Origin of the sequence: Streptomyces sp. CA-179760, assembly GCF_050937045.1 — a bacterium.
Taxonomy (GTDB): domain Bacteria; phylum Actinomycetota; class Actinomycetes; order Streptomycetales; family Streptomycetaceae; genus Streptomyces.
In genome coordinates this window covers 4,288,347-4,307,897 of sequence record NZ_JBNJLZ010000001.1, presented here as the reverse complement: position 1 = coordinate 4,307,897, position 19,551 = coordinate 4,288,347, and the positions used below count along the sequence as shown (strand labels likewise).

Here is a 19,551-nt window from a genome sequence, read left to right as displayed (position 1 = left end):
CGGCACTCAGCCCGACCCCTCCCAACTGCCCCCGGCCCCCGGCCCGTACGGCACCCCGCTGCCCCAGACCACGGACGGCTACGGCTCCCCTGCCGGGGGCGGCCTGCCGCCTGCCTCCGACGCGTATGGTGCCGCTGCCGCGGGCGGTTCGCCTCCGCAGTCCGCCGGCGGCTATGGCTCCCCGGCTGGGGGCGGCCCGCTGCCGCAGGCGACGGACGGGTACGGCTCCCCTGCCGGGGGCGGCCTGCCGCCTGCCTCCGGTGTGTACGGTTCCGCCGCCGCGGGCGGTTCGCCGTCGGCGTCCGCCGGAGCGTACGGCGCTCCCACCGGGGGTGCCCCGCTGCCGCAGGCGACGGACGGGTACGGGTCTCCTGCCGGGGGCGGCCTGCCGCCTGCCTCCGGTGTGTACGGTTCCGCCGCCGCGGGCGGTTCGCCGTCGGCGTCCGCCGGAGCGTACGGCGCTCCCGCCGGGGGTGCCCCGCTGCCGCCCGCGACGGACGGGTACGGGTCTCCTTCCGCGTCCACGGGCGCCGGAGGCGCACCCCTGCCCGCGCCCGCCGACGAGGGCGCGACCCAGTTCCTGCCGCCCGTCGCCGCGTCCGCCGACGAAGGGGCGACGCAGTACATACCCCCGGTGGGCCCGGGCGCTCTGCCGCCCGAGACGCCCACCGGTCACGACCCCGAGGCGACCACCTTCCTGGGGACCGCGCCCCGGTCCGGAGCCGGGCCGTTGCCGCCCGCCTCGAATCCGGACGCCGAGGCGACGCAGTACATCGCGCCGGTGCCCGGCGGGGACAACCGGCCGCCCTCCGAGTTCGACAACCTCTTCCGCAGCGACCGCGGTGGCCACGGCGCCGAGAGCCCGGCCGCGTCCACCCAGCAGATGCCCCGCTTCGAACAGCCCCAGCCCCACCACCCCCAGCCCCAGTCCTACGCCCCTCCCGGCCAGTCCGGCGGCGGCCGGGGCGGGCGCGGCGGCCGCTCCGGCTCGCGCGTGCCGGTGATCGCGGCCGTCGGCATCGGCATAGCCGTCCTCGGCGTCGGCGCCGGCGCGCTGCTCGCCGCCGGCGGGCGCGGTGACGACGGCGGCGGCGACAACAACAAGACCGTGGCCGCCTCCGCGCCCGCGACGGACGACTCCGCCTCGCCCTCCGCCGACCCGGCCCGGGCCCAGGCCGTCGAGCTGGACAAGCTGCTCGCCGACAGCGGCGACAGCCGCACCACCGTGATCACCGCCGTCGCCGACGTCAAGGGCTGCGACAACCTGCCCCAGGCGGCCAAGAACCTGCGCGACGCGGCCAAGCAGCGCACCGAGCTGGTCACCCGGCTCTCCGGCATCACCGTCGACCAGCTGCCCGACCACGCCGCGCTGACCACCGCCCTCACCAAGGCGTGGCAGGCCTCGGCCTCGGCCGACAACCACTACGCGGCCTGGGCCGACCAGACCGCGGGCAAGAAGGGCTGCAAGAAGGGCCAGGCCCGTGCCACCGGCCAGACCCAGGCCGGCAACCGCGCCAGCGGCGTCGCGAGCACCGAGAAGACCAAGGCGGCCGGGCTGTGGAACGCGATAGCGAAGACGTACGGCCTGACCGAGCGCCAGCCGACGCAGCTGTGACGTGAGGTGACGTGATGTGACGCGAACGATCCGGGCGTGAACCGCTGAGCGCGGGGCTCAGTAGTTCACGTCGGCGTCCTGCAGCGTCCGCGTCGTGTCGACGAAGCCCTTCCGTGCCGACACCAGCCGCCCTTCCCGCACCACCTGAAGGGTCACGTTCGCGTTCACCAGGCGCGGGAAGCCGACGGCGGCGAGCTTGTCCTGGAACCGCCACCGCAGCGTCGGCGTGAGCCCGCCCGTGCTGATCCCGAGGCCATCGTCGAGGGCCTCCGTCACGGTGTCGGCGCTCACCTCGCCCCCGCCGAGCGACTCGACGATCTTCTTGAACACGGTGTAGGCGATCCAGGTGGTCTGCACTCCGGCGTCCGCGGCGTCGATGCGGTTGTCGCCGAAGGCCTCCTCCTTGATCACCTGCTTCATCCCGTCCCAGCGGGCATCGCTCGCCACGGGGTACCAGCCGGTGATGTACGAGCCCTCGTACGGCCCCGAGGCCCCGCCGGTCGCGTCGATCATCGTCTGGTCGACGCTGCCGAGCACGGTGGCCGTCCGAACGTCGGGATAGTCCTCGCGGGTCCGCCGGAAGGAGTCCATGAAGGTGCCGTTGCGGTCCCCGAGCGCCGGCACCACACACCCCTCGTCCGAGGAGGAGGTCGTCGTCCGCAGCGCCCGCTCGGCCTGGCCGTCGTACTCGGTGGCGTCCTCCGCCGCCCGCTGGTCCCGGGCCGCCGAGTGCCCGCCCGCCTTCAGGCCCGAGTCGAGCAGCGGGGGCAGCTGGTCACCCGCGATGGTGTCGGGCCGCACCAGCGCGACCGGCCCGCAGCCGGCGAGGGACCTGCCGAGACCGGCGAGCAGCGCGGGCTGGCCGCCGTTCACGGGGTAGGACAGGGGGCTTGTGAACTCGGCGTTGGTGATGCCGTAGCCGCCTATGTACGGGATGCCCGCGCCCTCCAGGGACGGGAAGAAGGAGTCGGCGTACTGGCTGTACGATCCTACGACCGCGACGACGTTCTCCTTGGCGGCCCGCCGGGCGCACTTGGCGGCGGCCACGCTGTCGTTGTGGTCGTTGCAGGTCAGCACGTTGAGCTTGCGGCCGTTGATCCCGCCTTTGGCGTTGATCCAGCGGGCGTAGGCGTGGGCGAAGGCGGGCATTCCGGGCTTGTTGGTGGCCTTGGTGTCCTGCGGCGCCCACGTCATGACGGTGATCGGATCGTCCCCGGCATCCCCCGTGGTGCCGGGGACGACCCCGCAGCCGGCGAGGAGCGACGCGCACGCGGCCGCCGTGCCCGCGCCGAGCACGCCTTTTCTGGCGTGACGGGTGAGGAGGCCGGGGAGGAATGTGCTGCGGGTGCGTCGCCTGCCGGTCATGGTTCCGCACGATTCCGCCACATGGCCAACCCGAGAGTGATCTAGGGTCAACGATTGGTGACGTACAGGTGAATTACGGGGGTCGGTGTGTCCGATGTGGAGGGGAACGTACGATCGATGACCGTGCAAGCTTCGGAGAACTCTTCCCGTCGTGGCCGTCGCTCATCCACCATGGGCGGCATGCCTGTCAATGACATGCCGTGGTGGCGCTGGCGCAGCAACGTGCGCTCGGCGCTGCACATGCTCTCCGATCCCGGGTTCCAGCGGGACGTCTGGCTGGCCGGTGTGGACGGCTACGGCGACGTGACCGACGCGGTGTACCGGCTGGTCGAGGACACCTGGCTGGATCACTGGTCCGCCGAGAAATACGTCGGCACGATCTTCCGTGACTCGCAGGAGGCGGCCCTCGTGGACACCGCCGTGCTGCGGGTGCTGCGGATCATGCACCAGGTCGGGCCGGACGCGCCGGTCACCGCGTACCTGGAGAACCAGGCGTGGCCCGAGGCGATCCAGGCGGCCCGGGACGCGCATGTGCGGCTCGCCACGAGCGACGGCGAGGAGCCGGACACGCCGCCGCGCAGCCTGGAGGTCCTGCGGCTCATGACCAGGTCCGCCTAGCGGGACGATTGCGGGCGGTGCCATCGCCTGTGGGACCCTGTCCTGCATGAACGAGCAGTCCACCACCGCCGCGACCCCGCCCGACCAGTACGTCCTCACCCTTTCCTGCCCGGACAGGAAGGGAATCGTGCACGCCGTGTCGAGCTATCTGTTCATGACCGGCTGCAACATCGAGGACAGCCAGCAGTTCGGCGACCACGACACGGGACTGTTCTTCATGCGCGTCCACTTCTCGGCGGACGCCCCGGTGTCCGTGGAGAAGCTGCGGGCCAGCTTCGCGGCGATCGGTGACTCCTTCCAGATGGAGTGGCAGATCAACCGGGGCGACCAGAAGATGCGCATCCTGCTCATGGTCAGCAAGTTCGGGCACTGCCTGAACGACCTGCTGTTCCGGGCGCGCACCGGTGCGCTGCCGGTGGAGATCGCCGGGGTGGTGTCCAACCACACGGACTTCGCCGAGCTGGTGGGCTCGTACGACATCCCCTTCCACCACATTCCGGTGACGAGGGACACGAAGTCCGAGGCGGAGGGGCGGCTGCTCGACATCGTGCGTGAGGACGGTGTGGAGCTGGTCGTTCTCGCCCGGTACATGCAGGTGCTGTCGGACGATCTCTGCAAGGCGCTGTCCGGGCGGATCATCAACATCCATCACTCGTTCCTGCCGAGCTTCAAGGGGGCGAAGCCGTATCACCAGGCTCACGCCCGGGGTGTGAAGCTGATCGGTGCGACCGCTCACTACGTGACCGCTGATCTCGACGAGGGGCCGATCATCGAGCAGGAGGTCGAGCGGGTCGGGCATGACGTGACGCCGGAGGGGCTTGTCGCCATCGGGCGTGACGTGGAGTGTCAGGCGTTGGCCCGGGCTGTGAAGTGGCATGCCGAGCGGCGGATTCTGCCCAATGGGCGGCGGACTGTGATTTTCGCCTGAGGGCTCGGTTCGTCCCGTTTGCGGGCGAGTGCGGGTTGTTTGTGGCTTGTCGCGCAGTTCCCCGCGCCCCTGAGTTGGTTACATCCTGCTCAGTGAAGCGGCCGCGAACAGGACGTCCCTGATCGCCTCTCTGTCTCCCACCTGGCCCGCTGCCGCCTCCTGCGGGGGAACGTGGCCCGCTGCCAGGCGGCAGAATTCGACGCCGTCCAGGGCGACGTGGGCCACCTCGTGTTCCGCGGAGCCCTTGGCCGCGGGGGAGTCGAGAGGGATCAGCCACTCGCCGCCGCCGTGGCCCTCGATCTCCAGGCGGAGGCTGCGGCCCGGTTCGCCGGCCGCCACGAGGTGGCGGTGGTGGGCGGGGGCCGCGAGGCCGGTTTGGCGGCGGTGTGCCAGGGCGGTCGGCAGCATGCGGGCCGCCAGGTCGATCATGCGGTGCAGATGGCGCGGCGAGGGCGGATCGTAGGGGTAGTCGACCGCGTCCGCGATGTCCTCGGCGTGCACCCAGCACTCGAAGGCCCGGTCGAGCATCGCGTCGTGCAGGGGCAGTGCGAAGTCGCCGTACGACACGGGCATCTTCCCGGCGCCGCCGCCCGTGAAGGACACCGTGCGGACGAGGTTGTGGCTCTGTTCCCGCCAGGGCGCCCGTACGGCCCGGGTGGGCGGGAAGTGGGAGGCACGCCAGTACGCCTCGGTGCGGGACGCCGGGGTCGGGTGCCGGGACGTGACGTCGCCCAGCGGGTCGTCCAGGCCCAGCGCGAGGGCGACAAGACCGTCGACGCTGAGCAGATGCGCGATGACCCCGGCGACGGTCGTACGGCGGCTCGTGGACGCGTCGGCCCGGAACCAGCGCAGCCGTACCGGCGCGTGCCACTCGGCGTCACCGAAGTCCTGGAGCAGGGCGTCCAGGCGCGCGGTCTCGGCGTCGTACGCGGCGGCCCAGTCCGGCACCGGGATGCGTGGCGGGCGGCGCTCCAGGCAGGTCGCCAGGACCCGGGTGCGCAGGGACGGGTCCAGGTCGAGGCTCTCGGGCCGTTGCAGCAGCCCGACCGCCTCGCGCAGCCGACGCGCCTCGTCGGCGCACTGCCCGCACTCGCCGAGGTGCTCCTCGACGGCCACGGCCTCCTCGGCCGAGCAGGCGGCCAGCGCCCAGGCGCCGAGCAGGGCCTTCAGCACGGGGTGCTCCAGCACGGGCCGTACGGGACGGGGTGCCGTGTCACCGAGATCCTCCAGTGCGGGCAGCGGCAGTCCGCCGTCCTCGACGGAGGCCCGGGGCGGGGGGATCCGCGGCGGCTTCCCGGACTCCTGCCCGGCGTCCCGTTGGGGCCCGTCCGGCTCGCCCGGGCCCGAGGGGATCTCCGACCCGCTCACACCGCACCCCCCGCTCCGGGCGGTGCGCCGGGTGGCTCGGTCTCGTGGGCGGTGGACAGGAGCTGGAGGCCCAGGCGCAGCCGCCGGCGGGCCTCGTCCTCGGTGATGCCGAGGTCGGTGGCGGTCTGGCGGTAGTCGCGGCGCTGGAAGTAGGCCCGCTCCAGGGCCGAGCGCAGCGGGACCGGCATGGACTGGACGATGTAGTCGGCGCGGGCCGCGACCGAGGCGCGCCGCACCCGGTGCTCCAGCTCCTCCGCGGTGCCGGAGCCCTCGCGGGTGAGGGCGGCGGTCTCGGTGGCGCGCAGGCGCTGCACGGCCAGGCGGTGGGTCAGCGTGGCGACCCAGGAGCGCAGAGGGCCCTGTCTGGGGTCGTAGGCGTCCGGGTGTTCCCAGACGTGGACGAAGACCTCGCGGGTGACGCCGTCGGCGGCGCGTTCGTCGCCGAGGACGCGGTGGGCGAGGCCGTGCACGAGGGAGGCGAACCGGTCGTAGAGCTCACCGAGGGCGGCGGCCTCCCCGCGGGCGAGCCGCTGCTGCATCTTGCGGTCCCAGCGGGGCGGTACATCCTTTTTCGCCATGCGGCCCCCTCACCCCCTGCTCGTGTCCCGCGCCCGTGCCCTGTCCAGCCTGTGCCCGATGTCTCCCCGAATGTAGTCGGCACGTCCGGTAGCGCACGCCCCTTTGTGGCAATGTGCGCCCCCTGAGCGGCCGCAGGTGATAGAGGCGTCTACCCCATCGACGTCTGATCAGACGTGACCGAAGGGGATCGAACAGGATCGAAGCCGACTAAAACAAGCCTGATTCGACGGGGATCCGTTTTTCGGGTTGTGTTTCAGGGAACGGCCGCTGGGCAGCCGCGCTGCAAGGAAGCGTAGGGACTGCTTCCGTTTTGGCGATCGAAGGGCGTGGTGGTGACCTTCAAAGTGACCGGCGGCGAGCAGGGCGAATGGGCCGTGCTCCAGGTGTCCGGCGAACTGGATCTGGTGACCTCGCCGGTGCTGCGTCAGCGTGTGCACGACGTAGTGGCCGAGGGGCACCACTGTCTTGTCCTCGACCTGTCCGAGGTGTTCTTCTGCGATTCCAGCGGCGTCGGCGTGCTCATCGCCGCCCGCCGTCTGATCCGCTCCTGCCAGGGCCGGCTGCGGCTGGTGCTGCCCGCCCGGGGCGCGGCCGACGGGTCCCATGTCAACCGGGTCCTCGGCGCGCTGGGCGTGCGCAGGCTGTTCGACGTGTACGGCGATGTGGACGCGGCCCTGGGTGACGAGGGCGAACCCCTGTCCGCGTGAGGGGCCGATGACGCACGGTAGGGCGAGTGTTGCCGTTCTGACACGCTGTTGTCCCGGAATTCCCCCGGTCTTGGCGCAAGTGACGTTTTCCCGCGCCCGAACGGCCCCTCCGTCGTACGCTCCGAGCGAGACGCACCCCACCTGACGTAAGGCGGCCTGAAAGAGACATGGTCAGCAGCGAGTACGAGCGCAGGATCGCCGCCCGGTTCGCCATCTTCGACCAGGACGGCAACAGCTACATCGACCGCGAGGACTTCTACGGGGCGGCCAAGGCGCTGCTCGCGGAGTTCGCCGTAGCGGCCAGGTCCGACAAGGGACAGGCGCTGTACGGCGGCGCGGAGGCGTTCTGGCAGGGCATGGCGGGCATCGCGGACCGCGACGGCGACCAGCGCATCACGCGCGAGGAGTTCGTGGGCGGCGCGGTCAAGCGCCTGCGCGACAACCCCGACCGGTTCGCCGAGATCGCCCGCCCCTTCCTGCACGCGGCCCTGGCCGTAGCCGACACGGACGGCGACGGCTCGGCGACCCTCGAGGAAGTGGCCCGCGTCCTCACCTGCCTCGGCGCCCCCGAGGACGTCGCCCGCACGGCCGCCGGCGCGCTGGACGCGGACGAGGACGGCAAGGTCGGCGAGGCCGAGGTCGTCCCGGCTTTCGCCCGGTACTTCACGGTGCCCGAGTAGAGCGACCGGCCCTGGTGACGGAGCCGGCCCGGGTGAGCGACGCCCACCCGGGCCGCGTCGCCCGGTCGTGTCGCCGGCCCCGGGCCCGTCACCCGCTCGAGTAGCGCTCACGCAGCTTGTACTTCAGTACCTTCCGCAGGGTCTCGCCCCGCGGAAGCGCGTCCACCAGCTCCAGCCTCTCCGGCAGCTTGTGCACGGAGAGTCCCTCGGCGCGGAGGAAGGCGGTCGCGGCCGGCAGCGTCAAGGGCTCGGCGTCCCGCGGCTGTTCCACCACCGCGCACACCAACTCCCCGCGCGCCGCGTCCGGCAGACCGATCACCGCCACGTCCCCGACCGCCGGATGCCGGTGCAGGAGGTCCTCGATCTCCTGGGCGGAGATGTTCTCGCCCTTGCGGATGATCACGTCCTTGAGGCGGCCGGTGAGGACCAGGTGCCCGGTCTCCGTCATGTGCCCGAGGTCGCCGGTGCGCAGGAAGCCGTCCGGGTCGAAGGCCGCCGCCGTCTGCTCGGGGTCGAGATACCCCTGGCACACCGCCTCCCCGCGCAACCGCACCTCCCCGTCCACGATCCGTATCTCCATGCCTTCCGGTGGCCGCCCCTCGGACGTCGCCAGCAGCTCCGGGGTGTCGTCCGGCGCGCCCATGGTGATCATCGGCACCTCGGTCATGCCGTACCCGTGGGTGAGCTGTACGCCCATCTCGCGGACCACGGCGTGGTACAGCTCCGGCGGCTTCGGGGCTCCGCCGCCCGCCAGGAGCCGTAGCGTCGGGACCGCAGGGGTTCCCGGCCGCTTGCGCTGTTCCGTCAGGAACATCGAGTAGAACGCCGTGGAGCCGCCCGCCATGGTCACCCCGTGCCGGCGGTAGGACTCCAGCGCGTCCGGCAGCGCGAACTGCTCGAACAGGACGGCCGGGAAGCCGTACAGCAGCAGCATCACCGTGTAGTCGGGCCCGCCGATATGGGCGTACGGGAAGGCGATCGACCCCACGTCGTCCCCCGAGGGCCGCAGGGCGTGCGCGAGGCAGGAGCCGCCCGCGATCAGGGAACGGTCCGTGTGGAGCACGCCCTTGGGGTCGGAGGTCGTGCCGGACGTCCAGTAGATCCAGCGGACCGTGGTGCCGTCAAAGGGCGGGGGAGGCAGGACGGAGGGATCGCCGTCGGGCAGGTCGCCGTACGCCTCGAAGACAGCCTTCGCGCCCAGCCGCCGGGCCATCTCCGCATGGTCGAAGCCGCGCCACACGCCCGGCACCGCGAAGAACTCCGCCCTCGACTCGCGCAGCGCGAAGCCCACCTCGCGGTCCCGGTAGAAGGGGATGACCGGCGTCTGCACGGCGCCGAGACGGGCCAGCGCGAAGGACAGCAGGGCCGTCTCGATCCGGGTGGGCAGCTGCCAGGCGACCACCGTGCCGGGGCGGACGCCCATGCCGTACAGCCCGGCCGCCACCCGTTCGGCACGCGCGCGGAGAGCGCCGAAGGTGAGCCTGCGGTCGGCTTCCAGGAAGAGCGGCCGGTCCGGGGTGAGGGCGGCGCGGCGGGTCACCAGCTCCCACAGTGTGCGGGACGAACTCAGGTCGTGCGGGGTCTCGTTCACGACTGCCCCCTACCTGCTTGGCTGACGGGTCGTCAGGTGGGATGCTATCTGACGGTGCATCAGATGAGCATCAGTCCGGCGGAGGGGACCCATGGAGCGCGCGACCGAACTGCCCCGCATCATCAGCGTCGACGACCACGTGATCGAGCCCGCCCATCTCTTCGAGACGTGGCTGCCGGCCAGGTACCGCGACCGCGGACCCCGGCCCCTGACCGCAGGCATCGGTGAACTCGCCTACGTCGCGGGCAAGTACCGGATCACGATGGACCCGGACGGCCCGCCCACCGACTGGTGGATCTACGAGGACCTGAAGTTCCCGTACAAGCGCAACATCGCCGCCGTCGGCTTCGACCGGGACGAGATGACCCTGGAGGGCATCACCAGGCAGGAGATGCGGCGCGGCTGCTGGGACCCGAAGGCCCGCCTGGAGGACATGGACCTCAACCACGTCGAGGCGTCCCTCTGCTTCCCGTCCTTCCCGCGCTTCTGCGGCCAGACCTTCGCCGAGGCGCACGACAAGGAGGTCGCCCTGGCCTGTGTGCGCGCCTACAACGACTGGATGGTCGAGGAGTGGTGCGGGGACAGCGGCGGGCGGCTCATCCCGCTCTGCCTGATCCCGCTGTGGGACGTCGGCCTGGCGGTCGCGGAGATCCGGCGCAACGCCGAGCGCGGGGTGCGTGCGGTGACCTTCTCCGAGATCCCCACCCACCTCGGGCTGCCGTCCATCCACTCCGGCTACTGGGACCCGTTCTTCGCGGTCTGCCAGGAGACCGGGACGGTCGTCAACATGCACATCGGATCCTCGTCCCAGATGCCCGCCGCATCCCCGGACGCACCGCCCGCCGTGCAGGCCTCGCTCAGCTTCAACAACGCGATGGCCTCGATGATGGACTTCCTCTTCAGCGGGGTCCTGGTGAAATTCCCGCGCCTCAAACTCGCCTACTCCGAGGGCCAGATGGGCTGGATCCCCTACGCCCTGGAACGCGCCGACGACGTCTGGGAGGAGCACCGCGCCTGGGGCGGCGTCCGCGACACCATCCCCGAGCCGCCGTCCACGTACTACTACCGGCAGATCTACTGCTGCTTCTTCCGCGACAAGCACGGAGTCGCCTCGCTCGACGTCGTCGGCCGCGACAACGCCACCTTCGAGACCGACTACCCGCACGTCGACTCGACCTTCCCGCACACCAGGGAAGTCGCCCTCGACCACGTCAAGGGCCTCGACGACGAGACGGTCTACAAGCTGATGCGCGGCAACGCGATCCGCATGCTCGACCTGGACCTGGACCGCTGAGGCCCGCAGATGGACCTGTCGTACACGCCCGAGGAGGAGGACTTCCGGGCCCGGCTGCGGGAGTGGCTCGCGCGCGTGCTCCCCGGGCTCCCGCCGGGGCCGTCGCCCGACGACTGGCCGGGGCGGCGGGCGTACGACCTCGGCTGGCAGCGCAGGCTCCACGACGCCGGATACGCCGACGTCCACTGGGACGCCTCCCCGACCACCCGGCTGATCTTCCTGGAGGAGACCGAGAAGGCCGGCGCGCCCTATGTGGGCGCCAACTTCGTGGGGCTGCTGCACGCCGGGCCGACCATCGCCGCCGAGGGGACGGACGAGCAGCGGGCGCGCTGGCTGCCGCCGATCCTGCGCGGGGAGGAGGTCTGGTGCCAGGGCTTCAGCGAACCGGAGGCCGGCTCCGACCTCGCATCCCTGCGCACGCGCGCGTGGCGGGACGGCGACCACTACGTGGTGACCGGCTCCAAGATCTGGACCTCCCACGCGGAAGTCGCCGACTGGTGCGAGCTGTTGGTCCGCACGGACCCCATGGCGCCCAAGCACCGGGGTATCACCTGGCTCGCCATGCCCATGGACGCCCCCGGCATCACCGTACGGCCGCTGCGCACGCTCGCCGGCTCCGCCGAGTTCGCGGAGGTCTTCCTCGACGAGGTGCGCGTGCCGCTCGCGCACCGGGTCGGGGACGAGAACGACGGCTGGCGCGTGACGATGGTGACCCTGTCCTTCGAACGCGGCACGGCCTTCGCCGGCGAGGTCGTCGCCTGCCGCCGCGTCCTGGGCGAACTGGCCGCCCGGGCCCGCGAGAGCGGCCGCTGGGACGACCCGGCGCTGCGGCGCCGGCTGGGCAGGCTCAACGCCGAGTTCCGGGCGCTGTGGCGGCTCACGCAGTGGAACGTGAGCGCGGCGGAGGCCTCGGGCGGGGTGCCCGGCGCCGGAGGCTCGGTCTTCAAGCTGCGGTACTCGCACGCCCGCCAGGAGCTCTACGACGCCGCCGCCGACGTCCTGGGCCCCGACCGCCTCGACCTGGACCGCCCCTGGACCCTGGACCGGCTGTCCTCCCTCTCGTACACCATCGCGGCCGGTACCTCGCAGATCCAGCACGGCATCGTCGCCGAGCGGATCCTCGGCCTGCCGAAGGGACGGTGACCGTGCGATTCCGGTTGACGGACGACCAGCGGGCGTTGCGTGACGGGGTGCGGCAGCTGCTCGCCCGGCGCTTCGACGCGGAAGCGCTGCGGACCGCTGTGCGAGGGCCGGTGCGGCTGGACCGGGTGCTGTGGCGGGCCCTGGGTGACGCCGGGTTCTTCGCGCTGCGGCTGCCGGAGGCGGACGGCGGGGTCGGACTGGGGCTCCCCGAGGCGGTGTTGGTGTTCGAGGAGGCGGGACGGGCGCTGCTGCCCGGGCCGCTGGCCGCCACCCACCTCGCGGCCGGTGCCGTACCCGGCGCGGCCACGGGGGAGACCGTCGTGACGGCCGTCGACGGCGGCCTCGCGGAGTGGCTGGCGGAGGCCGACGTGGTACGCGGCGAAACCGCCGGAGCCGTGCCGCTGCGCTCGCTCGACCCGCTGACGCCCCTGCACCGCGTGACCGTCGGGCCGGCGGCCGCCACGGATCCCGTCGCCGTCCTCCTCACCGCCGCGGAGCAGCTCGGTACGGCGGTCCGCGTCTGCGAACTGGCGGCGCAACACGCCCGGGCCCGCGAACAGTTCGGACGACCCATAGGGGCCTTCCAGGCGGTGGCGCACCTCTGCGCGGGGATGCTGGTCCGGGCGGAGACGGCCCGCGCCGCGGTGTACGCGGCCGCCGTCACCGCCGACCCGGCCGACATCGCCGCCGCCCGTCTGCTCGCCGACGAGGCCGCCGTACGCGGCGCCCGCGACTGTCTCCAGGTGCACGGCGGCATGGGCTTCACCTGGGAGTCCGAGGTCCATCTGCATCTGAAACGCGCATGGGTTCGAACCCAACGTGCGGGCGGAATCACGGAGAGTGAGGAATTGCTCGCGGCCGACCTGATGGCCGGAACGCCCTGACGGGCCCTCTGACTGCGACATTGCCGACGATGCCCGTAGAGATGTCGCGGAATGTGGCATGCCGGAATTACGGAGAGTTGATATGGGGTCGTATTCGATGCGTGACTCGTAACAGCCCGGAGTCGGCTGTTCGCTCCGGTACCTTGTGTGAGATGCGAGTGGCTCAGAGCGCAGTGCGACCCAGGGGCGCGGCCTGTTCGACTCCCCGCGGTGAGCGTCGCACAGTATCCCGCAGGGGTACTCCTTCGCGCTGGAATATGCCCGAAGCGCTTGTTGAGGTGACTGTACGTCAACCATGCTGTCCCACAAGGGATTCACGTTCCGTGAACCCTGTCCCGGCCGTTGTTCTGGCCATGCAGAAAATGGCTACGATCGTGGCCCCCGTGAGGCGCGAGCCTAAGTGTCCGCCGGTTCGGATGGTGTGAGCGGTGCAGGTGCTTCAAGTGCAGCTGGAGATCCGGCCCGACCCCGCAGAGGTGGGGCGTGCCAGGCGGTGGGCCCGCTCGCGCCTGGCCGGGTCCGGCATACAGGCCGATGAACCGCTCGCCGAGACTCTGATCCTGCTCGTCTCCGAACTCGTCACCAACGCCGTGGTGCACACCGGCTGTCCCGCGGTCCTGCTGCTGTCGCTGCCGCACGCGGTGACGGACGAGTCCACGGTCCGTCTCGAGGTCGCCGACCGCAGCGGCCGGGCCCCCGTGCCCCGGTGCGCTGACGACGACGCGACCGGCGGCCGGGGTCTCGCCCTCGTCGACGGCCTCGCCGACCGCTGGGGCTGGAGCGTCGAGAGCACCGGCAAGCGCATCTGGTGCGAGCTGGACCGGTGCGCGAAGTCCGGTGAGGTCACGGCGTCGTGCGGAGGGGGCGCGGCGGCGTACGGCGGCGGCGGGGCGTCCTTCGAGGGGCTGGCGTACGAGGCGGTGTAGGGCCTTTGGGGCGGCTTGGGTTCCTGTCCTTCGTCCTCCCCGCCCTTGCCTTCGTCCGTGCTCGTCCTTGCCTGCCGGACATGTGGGGTGCGGGCGCGGTGGCGGCGGCACATGCCGCGGGGTCTTGCGGCGAAGCCGGGGCATGGGTGCACGGCCGGCCGGCCGGATCCGTCGGGGCATGCGGCGATGCGCCGGGACGTGCTTCCGTGCGCGCCCACGGCACACACCGCATAACCGGCAAATCACCGAATCGGGTGTTGACGCGTCGTGACCGTGTGCTCACGCTGGTGGGCAGCGATTCGCCGTGAGGGGACGGCGAGGGCTTCGGTGACGGCAGCCCTCGGCGAGTGTGAGTCGTGATTCGGCGTCGGCTCCCCTCAGGGCCAGGGGAGCCGGGGCGGGAGCGCCGGAGTCGGGTGGCGGCGCGCGCTGCCGTGCTCGGGGCGAGCAGCGCGGCGCCGCCATCCTGCTGGGCGGGCCCCGGGGAGCCGACGCCCTAGAGGATGGCGACCGGCGCCACCGGAGACCCGGTCGCCCCGGCGAACGGCTCGGGCGTCGCCGTCAGCAGGAAGGCGTAGCGGCCCGCTTCTCCACAGGCTGTGGACAACTTTTCGAGATTCCAGTTCTGGCCCTGCGGCATCCCCATCTCCACGAGGTCGAGGGCGTGCACCGGCAGCCACAGGTCGTCCACCTCGGGCGGGAACACCTCGAAGGTCAGGGTGTCGTTGGCGACGGCCGCGACATCGCGCGCGTGGAACCACTCCGGTGTCCGGATCGACAGCCCCGGTGACGGGAAGGCGTACGCGTGCCGGTCCCCGGCCAGGCAGACCTGGACCTGCCCGGTCCGTACGAGCACGATGTCGCCGGCCCGTACGCGCGTCCCGGCCAGTTCCTCGGCGGCGTCCAGGTCCTCGGGGGTGACGGCGTACCCGCCGCCGAGCCGGTCCGTGCCCCGGGCCCGGGCGACGTCGAGCAGGACCCCGCGCGAGACGAGGTGCCGGACCGTGCCGATGCCGCTGAACCCGGCGCCGCCGTGCGCCGTGATGGAGCCGGCCGGGCGGCCGTTGTAGATCCGGCCGGAGTGCGAGACATGGGGCAGCGCGTCCCAGTGGGTGGCCGCCTGCAGCCCCATGGTCACGGCGTCGTCGCTGCACGCGACCGTGCCCGGGCCGAACAGCTCCTGGTTGATCTGCACCATGACGTGCAGCGGGTCGATGCGGCCCGGGATCATCCCCGTCTGTACGCCGCTGCGTTCGAGGGGCAGTGCGAGCGGGACGCGGCGGCCGGTGCGGACGGTGGCCGCGGCGTCCCGCACGACCTCGTCGGTGATCAGGTTCAGCGTGCCGAGCTCGTCGTCGGCCCCCCAACGGCCCCAGTTGTTCACGCGCTTGGCGATGTCGTGGAACGCGTCCGGCAGCGACATGAGTCCTCCCCGGGGCTTGTCTTCCCATATCTGACGGGTCGTAGAATTCGGGAAGCTGAAATCTAACGGTCCGTCAGAAATCGTGGGACGGGAAGGGGCCGGGCGTGGGGAACTTCTTGGCAGGGAAGGTCGTCGCCGTCACCGGCGCCGGGCGGGGCATCGGCCGGGCGGTCGCGCTCGCGGCGGCGTCCGAAGGGGCGAAGGTCGTGGTCAACGACTACGGCGTCTCCGTCGACGGCGCCTCGCCGACCAGTGAGGTCGCCGAGGCCGTGGTCAAGGAGATCGAGGCGGCCGGCGGGGAGGCGGTGGCGGTCGCCGACGACATCTCCACCATGGCGGGCGGACAGCGGGTCGTCGACGTGGCGCTGTCGTCGTACGGGCGGCTCGACGGGGTGGTCTGCGTGGCCGGGATCCTGCGCGAGCGGATGCTGTTCAACATGACCGAGGAGGAGTGGGACCCGGTCGTCGCGACCCATCTGAAGGGCACGTTCACGGTGTTCCGGGCGGCCTCGGCGGTGATGCGCAAGCAGCGGGCCGGGACGTTGATCGGGTTCACCAGCGGGAATCACCAGGGGTCGGTCTCGCAGGCCAACTACAGCGCGGCGAAGGGCGGGATCATCTCGCTGGTGCGGAGCGCGGCGCTGGGGCTGCACAAGTACGGGGTGACCGCGAACGCGGTGGCGCCGGTCGCGCGGACGCGGATGTCGGCGGGGGTGCCGATGGAGCTGGCGGAGATCGGGGAGCCGGAGGATGTCGCCGCGCTGGTGGTGTATCTGCTGTCCGACGCGGCGTCCCGGGAGGGGATCACGGGGCAGGTCTACACGGTCGCGGGGGCGAAGATCGCGGTGTGGGCGCAGCCGAGGGAGGTGCGGGCGGTGTTCGCCTCCGGTGGTTGGACCGTGGAGGGGATCGCGGAGGTTTTGCCGGGGTCGGTGGGGGTGGATCCGATGCCGTTGCTGGCGCGGGTGGAGGGGATGGAGAGGGCGGCTCGGGAGGGGGAGCGGCCCAACGAGTGAGGGGGCGGGGGTGCCTGTCCATATGGCGGGTGCGGGTGGGTTGTGGCTCGTCGCGCCCACGCGGCGGAGCCGCAAATCGATACAGCCCCGCGCCCCTCAGGGAGGAGCGAACCTCGTGGATTTCGGGTTCACGCGTGGAGACGAGGAGTTTCGCGGCGAGGTCCGTGAATGGCTTGCCGCGCATACCGGGGGCGCCGGCGGCCGACGCGCATGGGAACGCACCCTGGGAGCGGCCGGGTGGATCGGGCTCGGGTGGGGTGTGGGCGGGTACGGGAACCGGACGGCCGAGCTCATCCAGCAGGTCGTCTGGGCCGAGGAGTACGCGCGCTCGGGGGCGCCTCCGCGCTCCGGGCACATCGGGGAGAACCTGCTCGCGCCCACGCTCCTGGCGCACGGCACCGAGGAGCAGAAGGCCCGCTTCCTGCCTCCGATCGCCGCCGGTGACGAACTCTGGTGCCAGGGCTACAGCGAACCCGGTGCCGGTTCGGATCTGGCCGGGGTCCGTACCGCGGCCGTTCGCGAGGAGGGAGGCCGCGGGTATCGGGTCACGGGGCAGAAGATCTGGACGTCGCTCGCGCACGAGGCCGACTGGTGCTTCGTGCTCGCCCGTACCGAGGCCGGGTCCCGGAGGCACCGCGGGCTGAGCTTCCTCCTCGTCCCCATGGACCAGCCGGGCCGTATCGAGGTCCGACCCATCCGGCAGCTGACCGGCACCAGCGACTTCAACGAGGTCTACTTCGACGGCGCGCACGCGGAGCACGTCGTCGGGGGTGAGGGCGACGGCTGGCGTGTCGCCATGAGCCTGCTCGGTTTCGAGCGGGGGTGTCCACGCTGGCCCAGCAGATCGGGTTCGCCCAGGAGTTCGAGGACGTCGTGCGGGCGGCCCAGGAGTCGGGGGCGGTGCGGGATCCCGTCATACGGGAGCGGCTCGTGGGGCAGTGGGCCGAACTGCGCACCATGCGCTGGAACGCCCTGCGCACACTGGGTGGTTCGGGCGACGCGGGGGCGCCGAGCGTGGCGAAGCTGCTGTGGGCCGGCTGGCATCAGCGGCTCGGGGAGCTGGCGGTGCTGGTGCGGGGTGCGGCCGCGAGTGCGGGACCCGCCGACTGGTCGGCCTCGGCGCCGTACGAACTCGACGCGGCGCAGCACCTGTTCCTGTTCTCCCGGGCCGACACCATCTACGGCGGCTCGGACCAGATCCAGCGCACGATCATCGCCGAGCGCGTGCTCGGCCTGCCCAGGGAGCCCAAGGGAGCCGTGTGATGCGAGGCGTGATCTTCGACGGGAAGCAGGTCCGGGTCGTGACGGACCTGGAGGTGCGGGAGCCGGGGCCGGGTGAGGTGCGGGTCGATATCCGGGCGGCCGGGCTGTGCCACAGCGACCTGTCGGTGGTGGACGGGACCATCCCCTTCCCCGTTCCTGTGGTGCTGGGCCATGAGGGGGCCGGGGTCGTGGAGGCGGTGGGTGTGGGCGTCACACATGTGGCGCCCGGTGACCATGTCGCGCTGTCCACGCTGGCCAACTGCGGGACGTGCGCGGAGTGCGACCGGGGGCGGCCGACGATGTGCCGGGGGGCGATCGGACGCCCGGGACGGCCGTTCAGCCACGACGGTCTGCCGGTGTACCAGTTCGCGGCGAACTCGGCCTTCGCCGAGCGCACGGTGGTGAAGGCCGTGCAGGCCGTCCGCATCCCCGAGGACATCCCCATGGCGTCGGCGGCGCTGATCGGGTGCGGGGTGCTGACGGGGGTGGGTGCCGTACTGAACCGGGCGCGGGTGGACCGGGGCGACAGTGTGCTGGTGATCGGGACGGGCGGCATCGGGCTGAACGTGTTGCAGGGGGCGCGGCTCGCGGGCGCCCTGCGGATCGTGGCCGTCGACGCCAACCCGGAGAAGGAGGAGGTGGCGCGGCGTTTCGGCGCGACGGACTTCCTCACCTCCACCGAGGGCGTGCGCGATGTCCTGCCCACCGGCGCGGACCACGCCTTCGAGTGCGTCGGCCGTGTGGAGCTGATCCGCCAGGCGATCGACGCGCTGGACCGGCACGGCCAGGCGATCCTCCTCGGCGTGCCCCCGGCCGCCGCGGAGGCGTCGTTCCGCGTCTCGTCGATGTACCTCGACAAGTCCGTCCTGGGCTGCCGCTACGGCTCCTCCCGCCCGCAGCGCGACATCGCCCTGTATGCCGACCTGTACCGCGAGGGCCGGCTGCTGCTCGACGAACTCGTCACCCGGACCTATCCCGTGGAGGAGTTCGACAGGGCGGCGGCGGACGCGGAGGCGGGGCGGGTGGCGCGGGGGGTGCTCACGTTCTGAGGGTCTTCGTGCCCTGAGGGACTTCAGGCGCCTTTCCTTCCCCGGCCCGGAAGGTCCGCCGGTAGGCGGTGGGGGTGACGCCGAGTGCCGTCTGGAGGTGCTGGCGCATCGACTGGGCCGTGCCGAAGCCGGCGTCGTGGGCCACCTGGTCGACGGAGAGGTCGGTGGACTCCAGCAGATGCCGGGCCCGTTCCACGCGCTGCTGGGTGAGCCACTGGCCCGGGCTGACGCCGGTCTCCTCGCGGAAGCGGCGGGTGAAGGTGCGGACCGACATGGACTCCTGGGCGGCCATGTCGCGCAGCTGGATCGGCTGGTGCAGGCGGCCCAGGGCCCAGGCGCGGGCGGTGGTGGTGGACGCCTGTTGCGGATCGGGCACCGGCCGCTCGATGTACTGCGCCTGACCGCCGTCACGGTGGGGCGGTACGACTGTGCGGCGGGCCACCTCGTTGGCGACGACGGCGCCGTGGTCGGAGCGCACCATGTGCAGGCACAGGTCGATGCCGGCCGCGACGCCCGCGGAGGTCAGCACGTCGCCGTCGTCGATGAACAGCACGTCCGGGTCGACCGCGATCTGCGGGAAGAGCCGCTGGAGGCGTTCGGCGTCGGACCAGTGGGTGGTGGCGGGGCGGCCGTCGAGCCGGCCGGCGGCGGCGAGGACGTAGACGCCGGTGCAGATGGAGGCCAGCCGGGTGCCGGGCCGGACGTGGGCGAGGGCGGCGGCGAGTTCGGCGGTCAGCACACCGTCCTCGTAGACCGGGCCGAGTTCGTACGACGCCGGGACGATCACCGTGTCGGCGGTGGCCAGGGCCTCGGGGCCGTGTGCGACGTGGATGTCGAAGTCGGCGTCCGTCCCGACCGGGCCGGGCGGCCGGATCGAGCAGGTCACGACCTCGTACAGGTGCCGGCCCCGGGTGTCCTTGGGGCGGCCGAAGATGCGGTGCGGGATGCCCAGTTCGAAGGGGAGCAGTCCGTCCAGGGCGAGGACGACGACGCGGTGGGGGCGAAAGCCCGGGTGTGCTGCGATCGCTGCCATGGCCCGATCCTAACGAAGGCTGTCCTTCGGGCCACTCGATGCGTCCCGGGCGCGGATCGGAAGCTCTAT

Annotated in this window: 17 protein-coding genes and 1 pseudogene; 12 read left to right on the top strand and 6 right to left on the bottom strand. The window is 72.1% G+C overall.

Annotation, left to right across the window (positions count from 1 at the left end):
- Positions 1 to 103: 103 nt before the first annotated feature.
- Positions 104 to 1,615, top strand: coding sequence for a hypothetical protein (locus ACQEV8_RS19215; protein ID WP_432972815.1), 1,512 nt, complete (start codon positions 104 to 106; stop codon positions 1,613 to 1,615).
- A gap of 57 nt (positions 1,616 to 1,672) precedes the next feature.
- Here the strand turns inward: ACQEV8_RS19215 and ACQEV8_RS19210 are convergent, their stop codons facing one another.
- Positions 1,673 to 2,980, bottom strand: a complete 1,308-nt coding sequence (locus ACQEV8_RS19210) for an ABC transporter substrate-binding protein (protein WP_432961822.1) — start codon at positions 2,978 to 2,980, stop codon at positions 1,673 to 1,675.
- A gap of 117 nt (positions 2,981 to 3,097) precedes the next feature.
- Here ACQEV8_RS19210 and ACQEV8_RS19205 point away from each other — a divergent pair, with 117 nt between their 5' ends.
- Entirely contained in the window at positions 3,098 to 3,598 is a 501-nt protein-coding gene (locus tag ACQEV8_RS19205; protein ID WP_399017670.1) for an SCO4402 family protein, read from the top strand.
- A gap of 46 nt (positions 3,599 to 3,644) precedes the next feature.
- Positions 3,645 to 4,526 (top strand): formyltetrahydrofolate deformylase, encoded by an 882-nt coding sequence (gene purU, locus ACQEV8_RS19200; protein WP_432961820.1) that lies wholly within the window; start codon positions 3,645 to 3,647, stop codon positions 4,524 to 4,526.
- A gap of 78 nt (positions 4,527 to 4,604) precedes the next feature.
- Here purU and ACQEV8_RS19195 read toward each other — a convergent pair whose 3' ends face one another.
- Complete coding sequence (locus ACQEV8_RS19195; protein WP_432972812.1) at positions 4,605 to 5,879, bottom strand: maleylpyruvate isomerase N-terminal domain-containing protein; 1,275 nt, start codon at positions 5,877 to 5,879, stop codon at positions 4,605 to 4,607.
- Between the two features lie 11 nt (positions 5,880 to 5,890).
- Complete coding sequence (locus ACQEV8_RS19190) at positions 5,891 to 6,472, bottom strand: sigma-70 family RNA polymerase sigma factor (RefSeq protein ID WP_432961818.1); 582 nt, start codon at positions 6,470 to 6,472, stop codon at positions 5,891 to 5,893.
- A gap of 327 nt (positions 6,473 to 6,799) precedes the next feature.
- Between ACQEV8_RS19190 and ACQEV8_RS19185 the strand changes: the two genes are divergently transcribed.
- Positions 6,800 to 7,180 carry an STAS domain-containing protein gene (locus ACQEV8_RS19185; RefSeq protein ID WP_030849533.1) on the top strand — a complete coding sequence of 127 codons (381 nt, stop codon included), beginning with the start codon at positions 6,800 to 6,802 and terminating at the stop codon, positions 7,178 to 7,180.
- A 167-nt stretch (positions 7,181 to 7,347) separates the two neighbouring features.
- Positions 7,348 to 7,860, top strand: a complete 513-nt coding sequence (locus ACQEV8_RS19180) for an EF-hand domain-containing protein (RefSeq protein ID WP_432961815.1) — start codon at positions 7,348 to 7,350, stop codon at positions 7,858 to 7,860.
- An 88-nt stretch (positions 7,861 to 7,948) separates the two neighbouring features.
- On the opposite strand, the gene ACQEV8_RS19175 is transcribed toward ACQEV8_RS19180, so the two are convergent.
- A complete protein-coding gene (locus ACQEV8_RS19175; protein ID WP_432961813.1) occupies positions 7,949 to 9,451 on the bottom strand; it encodes a class I adenylate-forming enzyme family protein in 1,503 nt (500 codons plus the stop codon).
- A 91-nt stretch (positions 9,452 to 9,542) separates the two neighbouring features.
- Between ACQEV8_RS19175 and ACQEV8_RS19170 the strand changes: the two genes are divergently transcribed.
- From ACQEV8_RS19170 to ACQEV8_RS19155, 4 genes are all read left to right on the top strand, one after another.
- The gene (locus ACQEV8_RS19170) at positions 9,543 to 10,745 is read left to right on the top strand and encodes an amidohydrolase family protein (protein ID WP_432961811.1); all 1,203 of its coding nucleotides are present in this window, start codon (positions 9,543 to 9,545) and stop codon (positions 10,743 to 10,745) included.
- A gap of 9 nt (positions 10,746 to 10,754) precedes the next feature.
- Positions 10,755 to 11,888 (top strand): acyl-CoA dehydrogenase family protein, encoded by a 1,134-nt coding sequence (locus ACQEV8_RS19165; protein ID WP_432961810.1) that lies wholly within the window; start codon positions 10,755 to 10,757, stop codon positions 11,886 to 11,888.
- A 2-nt stretch (positions 11,889 to 11,890) separates the two neighbouring features.
- Entirely contained in the window at positions 11,891 to 12,772 is an 882-nt protein-coding gene (locus tag ACQEV8_RS19160; RefSeq protein WP_432972809.1) for an acyl-CoA dehydrogenase family protein, read from the top strand.
- Positions 12,773 to 13,215: 443 nt separating this feature from the next.
- Entirely contained in the window at positions 13,216 to 13,698 is a 483-nt protein-coding gene (locus ACQEV8_RS19155; RefSeq protein ID WP_432972806.1) for an ATP-binding protein, read from the top strand.
- Positions 13,699 to 14,194: 496 nt separating this feature from the next.
- Here the strand turns inward: ACQEV8_RS19155 and ACQEV8_RS19150 are convergent, their stop codons facing one another.
- Positions 14,195 to 15,121, bottom strand: a complete 927-nt coding sequence (locus tag ACQEV8_RS19150; RefSeq protein WP_432961808.1) for a cyclase family protein — start codon at positions 15,119 to 15,121, stop codon at positions 14,195 to 14,197.
- Between the two features lie 104 nt (positions 15,122 to 15,225).
- Between ACQEV8_RS19150 and ACQEV8_RS19145 the strand changes: the two genes are divergently transcribed.
- From ACQEV8_RS19145 to ACQEV8_RS19135, 3 genes and pseudogenes are all read left to right on the top strand, one after another.
- Positions 15,226 to 16,137 (top strand): SDR family oxidoreductase, encoded by a 912-nt coding sequence (locus tag ACQEV8_RS19145; RefSeq protein WP_432961806.1) that lies wholly within the window; start codon positions 15,226 to 15,228, stop codon positions 16,135 to 16,137.
- Positions 16,138 to 16,252: 115 nt separating this feature from the next.
- A pseudogene (locus ACQEV8_RS19140) lies at positions 16,253 to 17,400 on the top strand (acyl-CoA dehydrogenase family protein).
- Positions 17,400 to 18,449 (top strand): Zn-dependent alcohol dehydrogenase, encoded by a 1,050-nt coding sequence (locus ACQEV8_RS19135; protein WP_432961804.1) that lies wholly within the window; start codon positions 17,400 to 17,402, stop codon positions 18,447 to 18,449. Before ACQEV8_RS19140 ends, ACQEV8_RS19135 begins: the two are co-directional and overlap by 1 nt.
- Here ACQEV8_RS19135 and ACQEV8_RS19130 read toward each other — a convergent pair.
- Entirely contained in the window at positions 18,439 to 19,482 is a 1,044-nt protein-coding gene (locus ACQEV8_RS19130; RefSeq protein ID WP_432961802.1) for a GlxA family transcriptional regulator, read from the bottom strand. The genes ACQEV8_RS19135 and ACQEV8_RS19130 overlap by 11 nt on opposite strands.
- Positions 19,483 to 19,551 lie beyond the last annotated feature (69 nt).

What these genes read in the sequence shown, in the direction of transcription:
- ACQEV8_RS19150 (WP_432961808.1), bottom strand. Translation starts at nt 15,121, where the DNA reads ATGTCGCTGCCGGACGCGTTCCACGACATCGCCAAGCGCGTGAACAAC.
- purU (WP_432961820.1), top strand. Translation starts at nt 3,645, where the DNA reads ATGAACGAGCAGTCCACCACCGCCGCGACCCCGCCCGACCAGTACGTC.
- ACQEV8_RS19130 (WP_432961802.1), bottom strand. Translation starts at nt 19,482, where the DNA reads ATGGCAGCGATCGCAGCACACCCGGGCTTTCGCCCCCACCGCGTCGTC.
- ACQEV8_RS19170 (WP_432961811.1), top strand. Translation starts at nt 9,543, where the DNA reads ATGGAGCGCGCGACCGAACTGCCCCGCATCATCAGCGTCGACGACCAC.
- ACQEV8_RS19205 (WP_399017670.1), top strand. Translation starts at nt 3,098, where the DNA reads ATGACCGTGCAAGCTTCGGAGAACTCTTCCCGTCGTGGCCGTCGCTCA.
- ACQEV8_RS19190 (WP_432961818.1), bottom strand. Translation starts at nt 6,472, where the DNA reads ATGGCGAAAAAGGATGTACCGCCCCGCTGGGACCGCAAGATGCAGCAG.
- ACQEV8_RS19210 (WP_432961822.1), bottom strand. Translation starts at nt 2,980, where the DNA reads ATGACCGGCAGGCGACGCACCCGCAGCACATTCCTCCCCGGCCTCCTC.
- ACQEV8_RS19165 (WP_432961810.1), top strand. Translation starts at nt 10,755, where the DNA reads ATGGACCTGTCGTACACGCCCGAGGAGGAGGACTTCCGGGCCCGGCTG.
- ACQEV8_RS19135 (WP_432961804.1), top strand. Translation starts at nt 17,400, where the DNA reads ATGCGAGGCGTGATCTTCGACGGGAAGCAGGTCCGGGTCGTGACGGAC.
- ACQEV8_RS19180 (WP_432961815.1), top strand. Translation starts at nt 7,348, where the DNA reads ATGGTCAGCAGCGAGTACGAGCGCAGGATCGCCGCCCGGTTCGCCATC.